This is a genomic window from Sphingomonas sp. AC435, from assembly GCF_979253005.1.
In genome coordinates this window covers 94,730-113,215 of the sequence record NZ_CEEDCJ010000003.1, presented here as the reverse complement: position 1 = coordinate 113,215, position 18,486 = coordinate 94,730, and the positions used below count along the sequence as shown (strand labels likewise).

Annotated in this window: 18 protein-coding genes; 14 read left to right on the top strand and 4 right to left on the bottom strand. The window is 67.6% G+C overall.

The features are described 5' to 3' along the window. Positions 1–60: 60 nt before the first annotated feature. On the bottom strand, positions 61–1,047 hold the full coding sequence (locus AC0CH8_RS06945) for an aldo/keto reductase (RefSeq protein WP_465239250.1): 987 nt from the start codon (positions 1,045–1,047) through the stop codon (positions 61–63). Between the two features lie 682 nt (positions 1,048–1,729). Between AC0CH8_RS06945 and AC0CH8_RS06940 the strand changes: the two genes are divergently transcribed. The 8 genes from AC0CH8_RS06940 to AC0CH8_RS06905 all read left to right on the top strand — a co-directional run bounded on the left by AC0CH8_RS06940 (position 1,730) and on the right by AC0CH8_RS06905 (position 11,479). Continuing rightward, on the top strand, positions 1,730–3,223 hold the full coding sequence (locus AC0CH8_RS06940) for a carboxylesterase/lipase family protein (protein WP_465239249.1): 1,494 nt from the start codon (positions 1,730–1,732) through the stop codon (positions 3,221–3,223). Positions 3,224–3,235: 12 nt separating this feature from the next. Beyond that, positions 3,236–3,997 carry an SDR family NAD(P)-dependent oxidoreductase gene (locus AC0CH8_RS06935; protein WP_465239248.1) on the top strand — a complete coding sequence of 254 codons (762 nt, stop codon included), beginning with the start codon at positions 3,236–3,238 and terminating at the stop codon, positions 3,995–3,997. A 114-nt stretch (positions 3,998–4,111) separates the two neighbouring features. Beyond that, complete coding sequence (locus AC0CH8_RS06930) at positions 4,112–6,298, top strand: TonB-dependent receptor (RefSeq protein WP_465239247.1); 2,187 nt, start codon at positions 4,112–4,114, stop codon at positions 6,296–6,298. 1 nt (position 6,299) lies between these two features. After that, a complete protein-coding gene (locus AC0CH8_RS06925; RefSeq protein WP_465239246.1) occupies positions 6,300–7,730 on the top strand; it encodes an FAD-binding oxidoreductase in 1,431 nt (476 codons plus the stop codon). A gap of 8 nt (positions 7,731–7,738) precedes the next feature. Next, positions 7,739–8,686: an alpha/beta hydrolase gene (locus AC0CH8_RS06920; RefSeq protein ID WP_465239245.1), complete on the top strand. Its 948-nt coding sequence runs from the start codon at positions 7,739–7,741 to the stop codon at positions 8,684–8,686. After that, entirely contained in the window at positions 8,686–9,996 is a 1,311-nt protein-coding gene (locus AC0CH8_RS06915) for an MFS transporter (protein WP_204199599.1), read from the top strand. Before AC0CH8_RS06920 ends, AC0CH8_RS06915 begins: the two co-directional genes overlap by 1 nt. 44 nt (positions 9,997–10,040) lie before the next feature. Continuing rightward, complete coding sequence (locus AC0CH8_RS06910) at positions 10,041–10,790, top strand: helix-turn-helix domain-containing protein (protein ID WP_465239244.1); 750 nt, start codon at positions 10,041–10,043, stop codon at positions 10,788–10,790. Further along, positions 10,787–11,479, top strand: coding sequence for a FadR/GntR family transcriptional regulator (locus AC0CH8_RS06905; protein WP_465239243.1), 693 nt, complete (start codon positions 10,787–10,789; stop codon positions 11,477–11,479). Before AC0CH8_RS06910 ends, AC0CH8_RS06905 begins: the two co-directional genes overlap by 4 nt. Before the next feature lie 117 nt (positions 11,480–11,596). Here the strand turns inward: AC0CH8_RS06905 and AC0CH8_RS06900 are convergent, their stop codons facing one another. After that, the gene (locus AC0CH8_RS06900) at positions 11,597–12,124 is read right to left on the bottom strand and encodes an FxDxF family PEP-CTERM protein (protein WP_465239242.1); all 528 of its coding nucleotides are present in this window, start codon (positions 12,122–12,124) and stop codon (positions 11,597–11,599) included. 228 nt (positions 12,125–12,352) lie between these two features. Then, positions 12,353–12,799 (bottom strand): hypothetical protein, encoded by a 447-nt coding sequence (locus tag AC0CH8_RS06895; protein ID WP_465239241.1) that lies wholly within the window; start codon positions 12,797–12,799, stop codon positions 12,353–12,355. A gap of 146 nt (positions 12,800–12,945) precedes the next feature. On the opposite strand from AC0CH8_RS06895, the gene AC0CH8_RS06890 reads away from it, so the two are divergent. The 6 genes from AC0CH8_RS06890 to AC0CH8_RS06865 all read left to right on the top strand — a co-directional run bounded on the left by AC0CH8_RS06890 (position 12,946) and on the right by AC0CH8_RS06865 (position 17,691). Next, positions 12,946–13,314 carry a hypothetical protein gene (locus AC0CH8_RS06890; protein WP_465239240.1) on the top strand — a complete coding sequence of 123 codons (369 nt, stop codon included), beginning with the start codon at positions 12,946–12,948 and terminating at the stop codon, positions 13,312–13,314. Positions 13,315–13,368: 54 nt separating this feature from the next. Beyond that, complete coding sequence (locus AC0CH8_RS06885; RefSeq protein WP_465239239.1) at positions 13,369–13,971, top strand: TIGR02466 family protein; 603 nt, start codon at positions 13,369–13,371, stop codon at positions 13,969–13,971. Between the two features lie 46 nt (positions 13,972–14,017). Continuing rightward, positions 14,018–15,259, top strand: coding sequence for a DUF2254 domain-containing protein (locus AC0CH8_RS06880; RefSeq protein WP_465239238.1), 1,242 nt, complete (start codon positions 14,018–14,020; stop codon positions 15,257–15,259). Positions 15,260–15,344: 85 nt separating this feature from the next. Then, a complete protein-coding gene (ychF, locus tag AC0CH8_RS06875) occupies positions 15,345–16,445 on the top strand; it encodes a redox-regulated ATPase YchF (RefSeq protein WP_465239237.1) in 1,101 nt (366 codons plus the stop codon). A 31-nt stretch (positions 16,446–16,476) separates the two neighbouring features. Further along, the gene (locus tag AC0CH8_RS06870; RefSeq protein ID WP_465239236.1) at positions 16,477–17,172 is read left to right on the top strand and encodes an HAD family hydrolase; all 696 of its coding nucleotides are present in this window, start codon (positions 16,477–16,479) and stop codon (positions 17,170–17,172) included. Positions 17,173–17,238: 66 nt separating this feature from the next. Then, positions 17,239–17,691, top strand: a complete 453-nt coding sequence (locus AC0CH8_RS06865) for a MaoC family dehydratase (RefSeq protein ID WP_465239235.1) — start codon at positions 17,239–17,241, stop codon at positions 17,689–17,691. Between the two features lie 36 nt (positions 17,692–17,727). On the opposite strand, the gene AC0CH8_RS06860 is transcribed toward AC0CH8_RS06865, so the two are convergent. Beyond that, positions 17,728–18,327: a hypothetical protein gene (locus tag AC0CH8_RS06860; protein ID WP_465239234.1), complete on the bottom strand. Its 600-nt coding sequence runs from the start codon at positions 18,325–18,327 to the stop codon at positions 17,728–17,730. Positions 18,328–18,486 lie beyond the last annotated feature (159 nt).

The window sequence follows — 18,486 nt, the reverse complement described above, 5'->3', positions numbered from 1 at the left end:
ACGCTCAGGACGAACGGGCTGGGTGAATCGACGTCATGTCATGATGCTCTACAGACCCGATTACCGTCCCAGCGACGCCATCTGCGCCTCGGCATAGCGCGTCCCGGTCGCCGCACCCGGCGGCAGGATGCGGTGGATCCGCGCGCGATCCTCGTCGGTCAGGGTAACGTCCAGCGCGCCGACATTCTCCTCCAGATACTTCCGCCGCTTGGTCCCGGGGATCGGCACGATGTCGGTCCCCTGCCCCATCACCCATGCGAGCGCGAGTTGCGCGGGCGTGCAGCCCTTCTCGCCTGCCATCGCCTCGATCTCCTTCACCAGATCCAGGTTCTTTGCGAACGCCTCGCCCTGAAAGCGCGGATTGTTGCGCCGGTAATCGTCGGCCGGAATGTCCTCGGGCGTCCGGAATTGCCCGGTCAGAAAACCGCGGCCCAGCGGGCTGTAGGGCACGAAACCGATACCCAGTTCGCGCACGGTCGGCAGGATGTCGGCCTCCGGGTCGCGGCTCCACAGCGAATATTCCGTCTGCAACGCGCTGATCGGATGCACCGCATGCGCGCGCCGGATCGTCTCCGGCGCGGCTTCGGACAGGCCGAGAAACCTGACCTTGCCCGCCGTCACCAGTTCCGCCATCGCGCCCACCGTCTCCTCGATCGGCACGTCGGGATCGACGCGGTGCTGATAATAGAGGTCGAACACGTCCAGCCCGGTCCGCTTCAGGCTGGCGTCGCAGGCTTGGCGGACATAGTCCGGGCGGCCGTTGATCCCCTGAAAGCTGCCGTCGTCGCCGCGAACGTTGCCGAACTTCGTCGCCACCACGACCCATTCGCGCCGCTCGCGCACGACCCGCCCGACCAGTTCCTCGTTGCGGCCGACCCCGTACATGTCGGCGGTGTCGAGGAACGTCACGCCCAGGTCGATCGCGCGGTGGATCGTCGCCGCGGACTCGGTGTCGTCGCGGTCCCCGTAGAATTCCGACATGCCCATGCAACCGAGACCGAGAGCGGACACTTCGAGCCCTTGCGAGCCGAGCTTGCGCATTTCCATAGCCGAACCTCTTCTTCCGAACCGGGGAGCGATCGGGCGACAGCGGATCAGGATCGCGCAGGTTCCACGCCCCGCGATCGCCCGTGCCGCTTCGGCGACATTCCTCTGGACGCCACCCGGCAGGCGGTTCGCGATGTGTCGAATGATAACCGGCGGCGGGGTTCGACCGCCAGATGAGACGTGCGCCTGCTGCTGCCGGAGCCACCCAACTGGGCGCCGTCGTTCACGGCGATCCGGACCGTCTCCCAGCGCGCCGGCCGGCGACCTGTACAACGACCCCGGCCCCGCCGTCGGCACCCACTATTGCCCGACCACCGCACCCGCGGTCGGCTGTCGAACGTCACGATCGTTGGCGGCGGCGCGTTCGTCGGCGCGACCTCCCACCCACAGCGCGCGACGCGCAAGGGGCTGGGCATCGTCAAGACGGTGGCTTCACCGTCCTGGACGCGGAGAACGACGACGCGCTGTCGTTCACGTCCGAAAATCACGATCCGATCGACGCGCTGATAGAGCGGATCACGCTATCGACGATGACGCTCAACAGCGCCGCCTACCGGCACCGACACCGTCATCCGCTATTTGGGCATGAACGGCGGTTGACGGGCTGTGCCGGCACGCGCAACTTGCCGATCGGCAAACTGTTCGCCGCCCCGCCGCCACCGGCATCGGCTAGCGTCGCGGTATGTCATCCGACTCCAACAGCACGGTCATCGCTCGCGTCGCGGCGGGTGAACTGCGCGGCCGCTCGATCAACGGTGTCCGACGCTTCCTCGGTATCCCCTATGCCGCATCGCCGACCGGCGAACATCGCTTCGCCGCGCCGCAGCCGGTCGCGGCCTGGGCGGGCATCCGCGATACGCTGAAACCGGGACCGAACGCCCCGCAACGGACCAGGGCCGTCCCCGGTCTCGACGTGGCGGCGTTGATCGGCGACGGCTGGGCACCCGGCGACGATTATCTGACGCTCAACGTCTGGCGGCCGGACGACGACCGCACCGGATTGCCCGTGATGGTCTTCATCCACGGCGGCGGCTTCGTGGTCGGCAGCAAGGACGCGCCGGTGCAGGACGGCGCGACCTTCGCGCGCGACGGGGTCGTGTGCATCGCGATCAACTACCGCATGGGTGTCGACGGGTTCCTGCCGATCCCGGGCGTGCCCACGAATCTCGGCCTGCGCGACATGATCGCAGCCTTGCACTGGGTCCGGCAGGAGGCCGCGGCGTTCGGCGGCGATCCCGACAACGTCACCGTGTTCGGCGAGTCCGCCGGCGCGATGGCCATCGCCGACCTCGTCACTTCGCCACTCGCCAAGGGCCTGTTCCGCCGTGCCATCATCCAGAGCGGGCACGGCGGCATGACGCGCGACATAGGCGTCGCCCGGCGCCTCGTCGCCAGGATGGCCAAGCTGCTCGGCGTCGCCGCGACTCGCGACGGCTTCGCCTCCGCCCCGATCGAGGCTGTGCTCGACGCAATCGAAACGGTGTCGCTACCCACCACGCGCATCGACCTGCGCGGATCGGACGGGCGGGAGCCGGTGTTCGGCATCAGCCGCTTCGTGCCCGTCCACGGCGACGACGTGCTGCCGGTCGAGCCGCTCGACGCTTTGAAGACCGGCGCGGGGGCGGAGATCGACGTGCTGATCGGATCGAACGCGGAGGAGATGAACCTGTACCTCGTCTCCAGCGGAGTACGCGACAAGATCGGCCGCCTCATCGCGTGGCTGGCGCTCCGCCGGTCGCAGCCGCGCGCGTGGAGCGTCCTCAACGCGTACGGCGCGGGTCGCCAGTCCGGCGGACGCGCGCTGACCGATGCGATGACCGACCTCGTCTTCCGTTGGCCCGCGCGTCGCTTCGCGGAGGAGCATCGCGGCCGCACCCATGTCTACGAGTTCGAATGGCGCTCGACCGCGTTCGGCGGCGAACTCGGCGCGGCGCACGCGGTGGAGATCCCGTTCGTGTTCGATACGCTGGCGACCGCGACCGGGCCGGAGGGTCTGCTCGGCCAGACCGCGCCGCAGGAGCTGGCGGATCGCATGCACCGCCTGTGGATCGACTTCGCACGCGACGGCTCGCTGCCGTGGGCCGAGTTCGACCGCGACACGCGGCAGGTCTACCGCATCGAGGCGGGCAGCGCCGCGCACGAACCGGCGATGCCCGCCGCCGCCTACCTGCCCTGAAGGATCGACCCGATGTACGCTCAACGCCTGCGGCTGGACGGCCGCACCGCCTTCGTCACCGGCGGCGCGCAGGGGATCGGCTGGTCCTGCGCCGACGCGCTGGCGGAGTTCGGCGCGGCGGTGACGATCGCCGACCGCGACCCCGCCCTGCTGGAACGCGGCCTCGACGGGCTGCGCGCGAAGGGCCACCGGGTCGACGGCTGCGTCCTCGACGTAGCCGACTCCACCGCGGTCGAGGCGGCGGCGGAGCGCAGCGGCGGCACCGACATCCTCGTCAACAACGCCGGCATCGCGCGCAGCGACACCGCGGCGGAGGATGTCGCGGACGAGCATTGGCTGAACGTCCTCGACGTGAACCTCAACGGCACCTTCTGGTGCGCGCGCGCTTTCGGCCGGCGGATGCTGGCGAAAGGATCGGGATCGATCGTCAACATCGGCTCGATGTCGGGCGTCATCGTCAACCGCCCGCAACCGCAAAGCTATTACAATGCTTCGAAAGCCGCGGTGCATCAGTTGACGAAGAGCCTCGCCGCCGAATGGGCGGGCCGCGGCGTACGCGTCAACGCCGTCGCCCCCACCTACATCGCGACCCCGCTCAACGCCTTCGCCGACCGCACGAGCGAGATGTACCGCCGCTGGATCGACGCCACACCACAGGGCCGCCTTGGGGAACCGGAAGAGGTGGCGTCCGTCGTCCACTTCCTCGCCTCCGATGCCGCCAGCTTGATGACGGGCAGCATCGTCCTCGTCGACGGCGGCTATTCCTGCTGGTGAGGCAAGCCGGAGAGCCGATCGGCACAGCCGCCGGCCTTTCCGATAGGTAGCGACGAGCGCATACCTTTCTGACAGGTGGACGACAACGATCCGCCGCTCACGGAGAGGTTCTGCATGCGTCGTCGTTCGCTGTTCGCGCTATCCACCGCCCTCGCTCTCGTCATGCCCGCCCTGGCGCAGGCACAGACGGCCGAGCCACAGGACGCCCAGACCACCGATCGGGGCACGCCCGCCGATCCGCAGGTCGACCTCGAAGCCGGTACCGATCCGGCCGCCTCCGACATCGTCGTCACCGCCCGCCGTCGCGAGGAGCGGTTGCAGGACGTGCCGATCGCCGTCACCGCCATCTCCGGCGACGCCATCAAGCAGCAGCAACTGGTCGTGGTGCGCGACGTCGCCGCCTACACGCCCGGCCTGAACATCAATTCCGACTCGGTCGGCCGCGCATTCGTGTCGATCCGCGGCGTCGGCACGACGCTGATCGATACCGTCCAGCCCGGCGTCGGCATCTTCATCGACGGCATCTACCAGCCCAACACGACCTATCTGAATTCACCGCTGGTGGATGTCGCCCGCGTCGAGGTACTGCGCGGTCCGCAGGGCACGCTGTTCGGCAACAACACGCTGGGCGGCGCGATCAACGTCGTCACGCGCCAGCCGACCAACGACTGGCAGGGCCGCATCGACGGCGCGCTGGCGACCGGCGACAATTATGCGTCCGTGTCGGGCAGCATCTCCGGCCCGATCGTCGACGATGTCCTGCAATTCCGCATCGGCGCCGCATACCACCGCGAGGACGGGTTCCAGCGCAACCTGCTGGCCGGCGGCAACCAGAACCCGCTGGAAACGCAGAGCATCAACGGCACGCTGCGCTTCGTTCCCGCCAGCTGGGCGCGCTTCACGCTCAACGGCGGCTACGACCGCGTCTTCGGCGGCTCGACGCCGTATTTCCACGTGAATGGCCCGCGCGACTACACGCTGGACAACAGCACCAACCAGCGCAGCCTCGCGACGATCGACTATTACGCCGCCAACCTGAAGGGCGAGTTCGACGTCGACAGCATCGACACCACCATCACCGCGATCGCCGCCTATAACCAGAGCGACACGGTCAGCGCGGGCGACGGCGACTATAGCGCGCTCGATTTCTTCCGCGTCACCTCCGACCGCACGCTGAAGACGCGCACCGGCGAGCTTCGTTTCGACACCAAATGGAGCGACCGCTTCTCGACACTGATCGGTGCATTCTACGGCCGCTCGACCACCGATGCGGTCTCGACCACGACCGTGGTGCCCGCAAACCTGACCGTGCCGGCGACCGCCACCGCGAAGAACGAGAACATTGCCGGCTTCGCCACCGGCTTCCTCAACTTCGGCGACGGCCTCGATCTCGCGGTCGGCATCCGCTACGACCACCAGACGCTCAGCGCCTCCACCGCCGGCCTGCCCGCCGCCTACAAGGCGAACGAGTGGCAGCCGCGCGCGACGCTGACCAAGCGCTGGACGCCCGACTTCATGACCTACGCCTCGGTCGCGCGCGGCGTGCGCGGCGGTGGCCAGAACGGTCCCGGCGCACCGAACCTGACCTACCGGGGCGACAGCGTCTGGACCTACGAAGTCGGGTCGAAGGCCAGCGCCCTCGACGGCCGCCTGACCGCCAACGTCGCCGCCTTCTACAACGACTACAAGAACTTCATCGGCGCGAACGCCCTCGCCCCGTCGACCATCCTCAACCCCGCAACCGGCCAGCCGGTCGGCTTCGTCGCGATCAACCTCAATTCCGGCGACGTCGAAAGCTACGGCGCGGAGGCGGAACTGTCGTTCAGCATCAGCAAGCTGTGGCGCGTCTACGCCAATGCCACGTTGCTCCACTCGCGCGTCACCGACGCCCGCCAGTTCCAGGCGGTGACCGGCTATGCCTATCCGGGCGACCGCATCCTGTTCGTGCCCGACGCCAACTACTCGGTCGGCACCAACCTGCGCCTGCCCTTCCACGGCGATCAGGCGATCGTGCTGGACACCAACGTCGTCGCCAAGGGCGCTCGCACCGGCGGTTCGCTCGATGCCGCATCGGTGCCGATCCTGTCGCCCTATTACCTCGTTAACGCGTCGCTCGGCTGGCAGGCCGGGCCGCTGGAGGTCGCCGCCTTCGCCACCAACCTGCTCAACGAGAAATATGTCGAGACGTATCTCGACGCCTCGTTGCTGCGCCGCGCCGGCCTGCCGGCGCCGCTCGTCTCCAACCTCGCGATCCAGTCGCCACGCCGGCGCATCGGTATCCGCGGCACGATCCGGTTCTGACATGATCCACGCACCTCTCCCCCAGTCCGGACCTGGCCAGTCCGGCAACCCCGTCCGCCCGCCGCTAGACGAGGCGTTCGTCGCCTCCCTCCGCCAGCGCTTCGGCGACGCGCTGGCACTGGGTGAGGGCATCCGCCGCCAGCACGGCACCAGCGAGGCGCATTTCGCGGAGGCGCTTCCCGACGCGGTGGTCTTCGCCGCCTCGACGGAGGAGGTCGCCGACTGCGTCCGGCTGTGCATGGCGGCGGGGGTGGCGATCGTCCCGTTCGGCGCGGGCACCTCGATCGAGGGCAACGCGCTGCCGGTGAACGGCGGGGTCAGCATCAACCTGTCGCGGATGGACGCGATCCTCGCGATCCATGCCGAGGATTTCGACTGCACCGTGCAGGCGGGCGTGCGGCGCGAGGAACTCAACGCCCATCTCCGCGACACCGGCCTGTTCTTTCCGATCGATCCGGGCGCGAATGCGACGATCGGCGGCATGGCCTCGACGCGGGCCAGCGGCACCAACGCCGTCCGCTACGGCACGATGCGCGACGCGGTGCTGTCGCTCACCGTCGTTACTGCAGACGGGACAGTCATCCGCACCGGCACCCGCGCGCGCAAGTCCGCCGCCGGCTACGACCTGACCCGCCTGTTCGTCGGTGCGGAGGGCACGCTGGGCATCATCACCGAGGTATCGCTGCGCCTGCACCCGATCCCCGAACAGATATCCTCCGCCGTCTGCGGGTTCACGACCTTGCAGGGCGCGGTCGATACCGTCGTGCAGTCGATCCAGTGCGGCGTACCCCTCGCCCGCGTCGAGATTCTCGACGACCGCCAGATGGCGGCGGTCAATCGCTGGTCGAAGCTCGACTATCCGGAGATCACGACGCTATTCTTCGAATTTCACGGGTCGCCCAACGGCGTCGCGGAGCAGGTGGAGATCGTCGCCGCCCTCGCCGATGCGAATGGCGGCGGCCAGTTCGCATGGTCGAACCAGCCGGAGGAACGCGCGAAGCTGTGGAAGGCGCGGCACGAGGCCTATTACGCCGCCGTCAACGTCCGCCCCGGTGCCGTCGGCTGGACGACGGACGTCTGCGTGCCGATCAGCCGCCTGCCCGAATGTATCCTCCAGACCCGGGCCGACATCGATGCCGGCAGCGTCCCGGCCTCGATCCTCGGCCATGTCGGCGACGGCAATTTCCACGTCATCTTCTCGATCGACCCCGCCGCCCCGCACGAGTTCGCGGAGGTGGAGGCGATCAACCGCCGTCTCGTCGACCGCGCGATTGCGATGGACGGCACCTGCACCGGCGAACACGGCATCGGCATCGGCAAGCAGGACTGGCTGGTCGCCGAACTGGGCGACGCGGTCGATACGATGCGGACGATCAAGCGCGCGCTCGACCCGCTGAACCTGATGAACCCCGGCAAGATCTTCACCCTGTGACCCGACCAATGACCAGCCGGCATCTCGTCGATCCGGAACTCAATCCCCTGCTGGCGGCGTGGCCCACCGTGCGGCTGACGGACGCGACGCTGGCCGAACTCCGCGCCCGCGACCTGCCCCTGCCGCCGGCCCCCGACAGCGGCGTCGACGTGACGGAGCGGCGCATCGCCGGCCCGGACGGCGCGCCCGACATCGGCCTGCGCATCTATCGCCCGCGCGACGCGACCAGCTCGACCGGCTGCATCTATCACATTCACGGCGGCGGCTATGTCGGCGGATCGGCGCGCGAGCTGGAGTTCGTCCACCGCCCGCTCGCCGGCACGCTCGGCTGCGTCATCGTGTCAGTCGACTATCGGCTCGCGCCGGAGACGGTGTTCCCCGGCGCGATCGAGGATTGCTATGCCGGCCTGCGCTGGACCGTCGCGTATGCGGACGAACTGGGCATCGACCCGGCCCGCCTCGGCGTGATGGGCGAAAGCGCGGGCGGCGGCCTCGCCGCGGCCCTCGCGCTGATGGCGCGCGACCGGGGCGAGATCGGACTGGCGTTCCAGCATCTGACCTATCCGATGATCGACGACCGCACCTGCATCCGGCCGCCGCATCCCTTCGCGGGCGAGTTCATCTGGACGCCGCACAACAACCGCTTCGGCTGGTCGGCGCTGCTCGGCCACGAACCCGGCATGGACGCCGTGTCGCCCTATGCCGCCGCGGCGCGCGCCGACGACCTGTCCGGTCTGCCGCCGGCCTTCATCATGACCGGCGCACTCGACCTCTTCGTCGATGAGGATATCGAATATGCCCGCCGCCTGATCGCCGCGGGCGTACCGACCGAACTTCACGTCCACTCCGGTGGCTTCCACGGCTTCGACGCGTTGCCCGGCCCCGCCGTGGCGAACCGCGCACAGGCCGCCCGTATCGACGCGCTGGCCCGCGCCCTGTCAGGAGCAATCGCATAATGGCGACGATCGCACTCGCACCGAAATCCGGCTTCCGCAGCGCGCTGCCCTCGCTTCTCGCCCTGACGCTGGCGATGACGATCGGCTTTGCGATGATGGGATCGTTCGGCACCGTGCAGGAAAGCGTGAAGGCCGAACTGGGCCTTAGCGACGCATCGCTGGGCGCTATTCAGGGGGTCAGTGCGGGATTGGCATTGGTGGTATTCTCCATCCCGGTCGGGCTGCTGGTCGACCGGTTCAACCGGGTACGGCTGATGATCGCGCTGGCGCTGGTCTGGACGCTCGGCACCGTCCTCACGGCGGTGTCGCAGGGTGCGGTCATGCTGTTCATCGCGCGCGTCCTGACCGCCACCGGTGTGACCGGCGCGCTGACCGCCGCGCTGTCGCTGACCGCCGACCTCTGCCTGCCGGCGCAACGCGGGCGCGGGATGCTGGTCGTTAACATCGGCAAGATGATGGGCCTTGCCGGCGCATTCGCGGTCGGCGGCTGGCTGTTCGGCGCGTTTACCAGCGGCACGCTGACGTCGATCGCCGGCCTGGCACCGTGGCGCGCGACGCATGCAGTGCTGGCCGTCATCAGCCTGACGCTGATCCTGCCGCTGTTGCTCCTGCGCGAACCCGCCCGGCGTGAAGTCGCTGCGGCCACGCACGCGCCGTTCAAGGTTCTGGCGGCCGAACTCTGGTCGCGCCGCCGGTTCCTGTTGCCCCTGTTCGTAGGGCAGGTCGCGGTGGTCATGGCCGACAATGCCGCGCTTGTCTGGGCCGCACCCGTGTTGTCGCGCCGCTTCGGGTTGCAACCGGGCGATTTCGCCGGCTGGATGGGCGCGCTGGTGCTGGTCAGCGGTCTGGGCGGCACGCTGCTGGGCGGCTTCACCGCTGATTTAGGGCAAAAGAGCGGACGGCGCGGCGGCCTGCTGATCGGGGCACTGGTCGCGGCGATCATCGGCGTGCCGGCGGCCCTGTTCCCGATCGCGCCTTCGGTCACGGGGTTCGCACTCGCCTTCGGCACGCTGTCGCTGTGCGGCGCGGTGACGGGGCTCGCGACATCCGTCGCGCTCACCGTCCTCATCCCGAACGAGTTGCGGGGCCTGTGCATCGGGGCGTTCATCGCCTTTGCCGGCCTGATCGGCTTCGGCATCGCACCGTCGCTGGTGACCGGCGTCAGCGCGCTGCTGGGTGGGGAGGGCCATCTCGCCCCCGCTCTGGCGATCGTCGGCGGGGTCACGGGCGTGCTCTCGGTCGGCGCATTCTTCCTCGCGATCCGCCGTGCACCGCTATCTGCAACAGCGGACCTGTCAGATAGCTATTGACGACCTTTCATAAAGGTGCATGATGGTCTGATAAGGAGAGGATCATGGCGGTGGCGTGCAAACAACGGATCGACGTTTCACCGGAAATGCTGGCCTTCGTCGGCAGCGGGCCTGTCGCTGACGATCATGGACTCGCCGATGCGGTGACGCTGCGCTTTCAGCTTGGCGATGCCGATCACCCGCCGGTCTGCCGTTACGGCGAAGGGGCCGACACGGATGCCACCGTCATCTTGTCGGTCAGCGCCGCCGCCTGCCGCCGCCTGTTCGGTGCCCTGCCCGATGCGCCCGCCGCCTGGCACCTGCCCAGCGAGTTGCGCACGCTGGTGCTCGCCGTGCGCGATTGCCCTTTTCCCGAACCCGCCTGCCACACGATGCGGCTGGCCAAGAGCATCGAACTGCTCTGCGCCACCTTCGCGCGGCTGGACGACCTGGTCCCCGCCGACGGATCGGGCGAACTCTCCGAACTCGACGCCGCGCGGCTGGTCGCCGCCCGCCGCCTGATCGACGAGCGCTGGCAGGAGAAACTGACGCTCGATTCCATCGCCCGCGCCTGCGGCCTCAACCGCGCAAAGCTCACACGCGGCTTCCGCACCCTCTTCAACTCCACCGTCGCCACCACCATCGCCGACCGGCGGTTGCACGGCGCGCACGGCCTGCTGCTCGCTACCGACCTACCGGTGTCCTCGATCGGTTATCGCTGCGGCTACCAGAACAACGCCAGCTTCAGCCGCGCCTTCACGCGCCGTTTCGGTCTTGCCCCAACCCGTCTGCGCGCGTTGGAGCTGGCGGCGTGAGGGCGGCGCGCGTGGAGGAAAGCGGCTCCCTGGTCGATTTCGCGGTCCGCCGCATCCGCGACCATATCCGCGACCACGATCTGAAGGTCGGCGACACGCTGCCCGGGGAAGGCCAGTTCGCGATCGAGCTGGGCGTCAGCCGCGCGGTAATGCGCGAAGCGTTCGGAGCACTCGCTGCGCTGCGCTTGCTGGATGTCGGCAATGGCCGCCGCGCCCGCGTCGGGGCGATCGACGGGTCGGTAATGGGCACGTCGCTCGATCACGCTGTCTCGACCGCGCAGGTGTCCGTCGCAGAAGTGTGGGACGTTCGTCGTACACTGGAGCTGCGCACCGTCGAACTCGCCGCAGCCCGCCGCTCCGACGAGGATGCGGCGATCATTCTGACCGCGGCGACGGCGATGGCGAACGCTCCTGACATCGCTGCCGTCACCCGCCACGACATCGTCTTTCATCAGGCGGTGGCGCGCGCCAGTGGCAACGCGCTGTTCCTCCAGATCGTGCGCTCCTTCGAACCGTTGATGGTGGAGGCCGTGCCGCTGGCGTGGAAGACACGCGACACCGACGAAGCCCGGCGTATCGTCCTGCATCGTCATGCGGAAATTGCCTGCGCCATCGGAGACCGGGATGCCGAAGGCGCGATCCTGCTAATGAACGCCCATTTCGACACCGCCATTGGGGCCGTCCTGTAACCGCTTCTGCCTCGTCGATGATCGCTCTGCGCCGACGTGGGTGCACTGGCACAGAGTTATACCGCCGGAACCTCCCGATTCCGGCGGCGCATCTCTCCGCAATCTTTTGGCAATGCCTCAGGCCAGGCGGAACTCCGCCTTCGTAACGCGGCGGCGACGGAGGGCGCCGCCGGCCATGCCCACGCCGGCGATCATCATGGCCCAGGTGGCGGGTTCCGGCACTGCGGCCACGTTGAAATTGCCCGAAAAGGTCGATGCCGCCCCGTAAGCCCGGCCGGCGATCGTCAAGGTGTATGTCCCGGCAGCGATCCGCTGGGGCTGCGCAAGTGCCCACGCCTCGGTCAGCGATACCGGTTCGCCGAGCAACCGCCTGAATGACAATGGTGTACTCAGCGATCCGCCGGTCAGCCTAGCGGATGTGAAATCGATATCGCCGTTCGCATTGTTGCGTGACGCCGAGTTGGTGAAATCGGCCGCCAGATCACCTGCGCGCGTGATGACGAACGTGAAGGTGTTGATGAAATTGCGATTCGCGAGCCCGCCATTGTTACCGAACGTCCCGCTCGATGCGATGGTCGAAAACTTGTTGAACGGTGTGCCGACGTTCGTCGTCACCGCGCCGGCAGTAGCCGGTATCAACAACATCGCCGCAACTGCAGCTCCAAGTAATTTCCGTAGATCAATCATGCCACTCACCCTTACTAACGCCAAAGGCGGAAAATAGGGGGAGTAGGCTCAGCGCCTTTTCGCACCCCAAAAATACCTTCGAAATATCGATTACCGGTCGGGTGAAATGCTCACAAGGGCAGTAACCATCAATCGCTCACGAGATATAATTAATGAACACTAATTCATCGTCGCTTTACTCATCGTTCACGGCTTGGAGCGTGCTGATGTCGCCTGCAGGGCGGTCAACAACACCGTTATGCCCTCCGCCTCCCGATCGATATGCCGTCGAAGTTGGTTGATGGTCAGTCGCGCGGCGGCCTGATAATTTGTCCAAGCCCCTCGAATATCCTCCACGCGCCAACCCTGAAGATGGGCGCGAAACGTCTCCCCTGCCGCGATGCACTCCACCTTCATCTCGCGCGCCAACCCCGCCAGTTCCGGATCCGCGTGCGTCAGGGCGGGGTTGAAGATTCGCTCGTGCTTGAACACCTGATAGTCGCCAAGCACCGTCGCCATCTCGGCGCGTAAGGTCGCCGGTCGCGCTTCTACCGCGTCCGGCCCTTCGGCGACGCATGCACAGCTTCGCGCGAGCACGTCCAGTGCCCGGTTCTGATGATCGGTCAGGGCGGCAAGAGGGAGCGAAATGTCCATTCGCTTCGATAGCTTCAATACATTGCGAGCCGGTTTATAGGTGCGGCGAACCGCCCATTGGTTCGTCGATCGTAATTGACTCTTAACCGGCCAGCTTTTAGTGAGAGGCATTCTCATTAGCGGCAGTTGGTCGCTCCGGAGCTGGCATGTACGATCTGATCGACCGTCCCGTCGCCGACCTTCCTGCCTTCGAGGCGCGGGTGCTGAATGCCACGCGCCGCTGGGTTCATGCCCTGACGCTCGCCGGTCACGCGCCCGCCGGCCCGGATGGCGAGCCGTTCGACGACGCGATGCGCGCGCTCGACCGCGGCTCGTCGGAAACGCTGGTGTTCCAGCGCCCCTGCCACGCCACCGTCGAGGAGACGGAGGCGGTCGTGCTGTCTCTCTGGCGGCTGGCCCGCGCCGACCGGATCGGCACCGCTCGCGCCGCTGCGGCTGCACTCGTCGCCCCCGATGCCGCGCGCGAGTTCGTCGCAGGCATGATGCGCGCCCTGCCGGTCTTCACCGCTCGCTGAGCGACTGCGACCCGAGCGATTGACGCGAGCCGATCCGCGGGGCAGGTCGCCGGCATGACCGTCCGCGCGCTGTTTCCCACGCTGCTATACCGCGCCGAACTCGACGACGCGGCGCTGCTCGCCGATCTGGATCACTCTGTCCGCGCGCTGGCTGCCGATGACGGGGCCGGGCGACGCTGGTCGAAGGAGCACGGCTATCGCGGCTATACCAGCTACGCCTCGCTCAACGATCTGCCCCAGCGCGATCCCGCCTTTGCCGACCTGAAGCGCGTCCTCGACCGTCACGTCGCAAAATTCGCGGAGGCGTGTGCGTTCGATCTCGGCGGCAAGCGGCTGAAACTCGACAGCCTGTGGGTCAACCTGATGAAGCCGGGTGGCCATCACTCGGCCCACCTCCACCCGCACAGCGTCGTGTCCGGCACCGTTTACATCGCCGTGCCCGAAGGTGCCGGCGGCCTGAAGCTGGAGGACCCGCGCCTGCCGATGCTGATGGCCGCCCCACCCCGCCGCGCCGACGCGCCGGAGGGGTCGCGCACGTTCGAGACGATCCAGCCCGATGTCGGCACGGTCCTGCTTTGGGAAAGCTGGCTGCGGCACGAAGTGGTGCCGAACGGGGCCAAGGGCGACCGGATCAGCATCAGCTTCAACTATCGCTGAGCCCGACTCGCCCCGGCCGCGCGTTGGCGGCGAAAGGGAGTGGTCGATGGGGCATTGGTCGTGGGTTCTCAGCCGGGTCGTGCGGCAGATCTGGTTCCGCGCCGCCGTCATCAGTGCCCTGAGCATAGCGCTGGCCGTCGCCGCCGCCCTGATCGGCCCCTACCTCCCCTACCGCTTCGGCGGAGAGGTCGGGCAGGACTCGGTCGGCACGATCCTCCAGATCATGGCGTCGAGCATGCTGGCGGTGACGACCTTCTCGTTGACGGCCATGGTCAGCGCCTATTCCTCCGCGACCCAGTTGGCGACGCCGCGCGCGACGCAGTTGATGATCAGCGACCCGACCTCGCAGAACGCGCTGTCCACCTTCCTCGGCGCGTTCGTGTTCTCCGTCGTCGGCATCATCGGCTTGCAGACGAGCGCGTATGGGGAGGAGGGCCGGATCATCCTGTTCGGCGGGACCGTATTGGTGGTCGCTGTCGTCGTGGTGACGCTGCTGCGCTGGATCGCGCACATCACCGCCTTCGGCCGCATGGCCGACGTGATCGACCGTGTCGAGGATGCCGCGACGAAGACGATGACCGCCTTCGCCGCTGCCCCGTTCATGGGCGCACGACCGCCAGTGCCGATCCCGGACGACGCCGCGTCGCTGACCTGTGAGACGGTGGGCTATGTCGCGCACATCGACATCGCCGCGCTGGGCAAGTGCGCGGCCGATGCCGGCATCACCATCCACGTCGTCGCGCTGCCCGGCACGCTCGTGCATCCCAATCGCGCGCTGCTCCGGATCGAGGGTGCCGCCGACGATGTCGTACAGAACACTCTCCGCCGCGCCTTCTCCGTGGAGCGTCATCGCAGCTTCGATCAGGACCCAAGGCTCGGCCTGATCGCGCTGTCGGAGATCGGCAGCCGCGCGCTGTCCCCTGCCGTCAACGATCCCGGCACCGCGATCGAAGTGCTCAACGCCCTGCACCGCGTGCTCCAATGCCTGCCACCCGAACGACCCTCGCCGGAAGTGCTGGCCGAACGCGCATCGGTGTACGTGCCGAGCCACGACGTCGCGACGATGCTGGTCGACGCGTTCCGGCCGATTGCCCGCGATGGCGCCAGCTCGGTCGAAGTGATGATCCGCCTCACGAAAACGCTCGCCGCCCTCGCCGCACAGCTACCACAGGCGCGGGCAAAGATTCACGGCTTCGCCGATGGCGTCGCCCATCGTGCAGCACGTGCGATCGAAGAGGATGGCGACCGAAGGGCCTTCAGCGCCGCCCACGCTGCCTTGTGGACCTGACGCCGACGCGTGACCGCGGGCTGGTCATATCCCGGCTGCTGGCGTAACGGCGCACGCTGATCCTCACACATCCCAGGAACGACGCATGGGTTTCCGCTGCGGCATCGTGGGCCTGCCCAATGTGGGCAAGTCCACCCTCTTCAATGCACTGACCGAGACGGCGGCGGCACAGGCGGCCAATTATCCGTTCTGCACGATCGAACCGAACGTAGGCAACGTCGCGGTGCCGGACGACCGGCTGCAGAAGCTGGCGGCGATCGCCGGCTCCGCCAAGATCATCGAAACGCAGCTGGCGTTCGTCGACATCGCCGGCCTCGTTCGCGGCGCATCCAAGGGCGAGGGGCTCGGCAACCAGTTCCTCGGCAACATCCGCGAGGTGGATGCGATCGTCCACGTTCTGCGCTGTTTCGAGGATGGCGACGTCACTCACGTCGAGGGCAAGGTCGACCCGATCGCCGATGCGGAAACCGTCGAGACCGAGTTGATGCTCGCCGACCTGGAAAGCCTCGAAAAGCGCGTCCCCAATCTCGCCAAGAAGGGCCAGCAGGGCGACAAGGAGGCCAAGCTGGGGGCCGTCGTCCTCGGCCGCGCGCTCGATCTGCTGCGCGAGGGCAAGCCGGCCCGCCTGACGGACATCAAGGACGCCGAGGAGCAGCGCGTCTTCGCCGCCGCGCAGTTGCTCACCGCCAAGCCCGTCCTGTACGTTTGCAACGTCGACGAGGCCAACGCCGCCGACGGCAACGCCTTCAGCGCGCGCGTCTTTGACAAGGCCAAGGCGGAGGGAGCCGAAGCCGTCGTCGTCTCGGCCGCCATCGAAGCCGAGATCGCGACGATGCCCGCCGAGGACCGCGGCGAGTTCCTGTCCGAACTCGGCCTATCCGAAACCGGCCTCGCCCGCGTCATCCGCGCCGGCTACAAACTGCTGCACCTGCTGACCTTCTTCACCGTCGGTCCCAAGGAAGCCCGCGCCTGGACCGTCGATGTCGGCGCCAGGGCCCCGCAGGCGGCGGGCGCGATCCACTCCGACTTCGAACGCGGCTTCATCCGTGCCGAGACGATCGCTTTCGACGACTACGTCGCGCTGGGCGGCGAAACCGGCGCACGCGATGCCGGCAAGCTGCGCGCCGAGGGCAAGGAATATGTCGTGCAGGACGGGGACGTGATGCTGTTCCGCTTCAACGTGTGAGCAGCCGGAGCCGATAGAGGACCACACAGCGATGCCCATCGACCTCATCTGCCTCGATGCCGACGACACGTTGTGGCACAACATGCGCTTCTTTGCGGAGACGGAGGCGGCGTTCACGGCCATGCTCGCGCCGTTCACCGACGACGAGGCGGCGCGCGCCGCGCTGGAACGGTGCGAGATCGCGAACTTGCGCCACTATGGCTACGGCGCGAAAAGCTTTACGCTGTCGATGATCGAAACCGCGATCGAACTCGTCGGCAACGATCTGCCGGTGTCGGTCGTGTCCGACATCCTCGCCGCCGGTCGCCGCCTGCTCGCGCATCCGGTCGAGTTGCTGGACGGCATCGCCGTGACGCTCGACGCGCTGGCCCGGCGGGGCCGGCTGGTGCTCGTGACCAAGGGCGACCTGCTCCATCAGGAGGCGAAACTCGCCGCATCCGGTCTGGGCGAGCGGTTTGCGGGCGTCGAGATCGTCAGCGATAAGACACCCGACACGTTTCTGCGCCTGTTCAAACGGTACGGCGTCGCACCCGAACATGCGGTCATGGCCGGCGATTCGATGCGCTCCGACGTGCTTCCCGCGCTCGATGCCGGTGCATGGGCCGCGTTCGTGCCCCAGCCGGGCGGCTGGTCGCACGAACAGGGCCGGGAGCCGTCGGACCACCCGCGCTACCGCCGTCTCAGCCGGCTCGGAGACCTTCCCGACTGGATCGACGCGATCGCGTGACACCCTCCTGCGCTTGTCCCCGCCCCCCGTTTGGCCGATGACGCCCGCAACGAAGGAGGAGCGCGCATGCACTGGTTCGAGGATATCGAGGTCGGCGCCCGACGCGCCTTCGGCTACTACGCCGTCACGCGCGAGGAGGTGACCGAGTTCGCCGCCAAATACGATCCGCAACCCTTTCATCTGTCGGACGAGGCCGCCGCGAAGACGCATTTCGGCCGGCTGTCCGCCTCGGGCTGGCACACCTGTGCGATGACCATGGCGATGATCGTTGAGGACCTGAAGGGACGCGAAGAGGCCGGCCTCGGCTCCCCCGGCATCGACGAACTCAAATGGCTCAAGCCCGTCTATCCCGGTGACACGCTGCGCTGCGAAGCGGAAGTGACCGAAAAGCGGCGATCCGCCAGTCGGCCGGAGATGGGCCTCTACAAATCCCGGATGACGGTGTTCAACCAGGACGATGTCGCCGTGCTGCGCTTCATCTCCAACGGGCTGATCCGGACGCGACCCGCCGATTGCTGACGCGTCGGGTAGGGTCGCGCCCGGATCGGTGGCTCGTCACTGCGCGTTGCGCGCACCCCGCCCACCGCCACGCGCCCCGAAGCCCGAGCGCGCTGCCCGGTCTCCACCGCCGCCCTGCCGAACGCCGCGGTTTTCCCGCTGGGTCTGACGATAATCGCGGTTCACATCGCGGCGAAACTCCTGCCGGGCGGCGCGGCGACCGTCGCGGAACTGGCCGCGGTCGATCGTGCCGTCGCGATAAGCCTGGCGGTTCTGCCGAAGATCGCCACGATAATCCCGCCTCTCACCGCGGTAATCCCGGCGGAAGTCGGCCCAATTGTCGCGGATTTGGCCGTTACCCCGACGCCCCGACCAATAGCCGCGCTGACGGTCGTTCCACCGATGCGCTCTACGGTTGCGGTCGTAGACATACACGCCCGTCCCCGGGTAGTAATAGTCGCCGTACCAGCCGTAATAGCTCGGTGCATAACCACCGGCATAGCCATATCCCGGATAGCCGCCGCCATAGCCGTCGTAATAACCGGCGCTGCCATAGCCGGCATCGATGCCGCCATAGCCATAGCCGTCCGCACAGGCGGACAATCCAATACCCAGGCCGGCAAGGACGCCGACGAGGCCGAGACGTTTCAGGAACATGAAGGAACCTCCCGTACATGAGGCTCGCGGCGAAAACGCGCCGCCAGTGAGGGTGTAACGAGAGGCGGGGGCTCTCGTTCCGTTTAGGCCGTTCATGGCGCGCCAAGGGATTGAAGCTCTGCTGGCATCATGCGACACCTGCCGCTTCCCTCGGGAGAT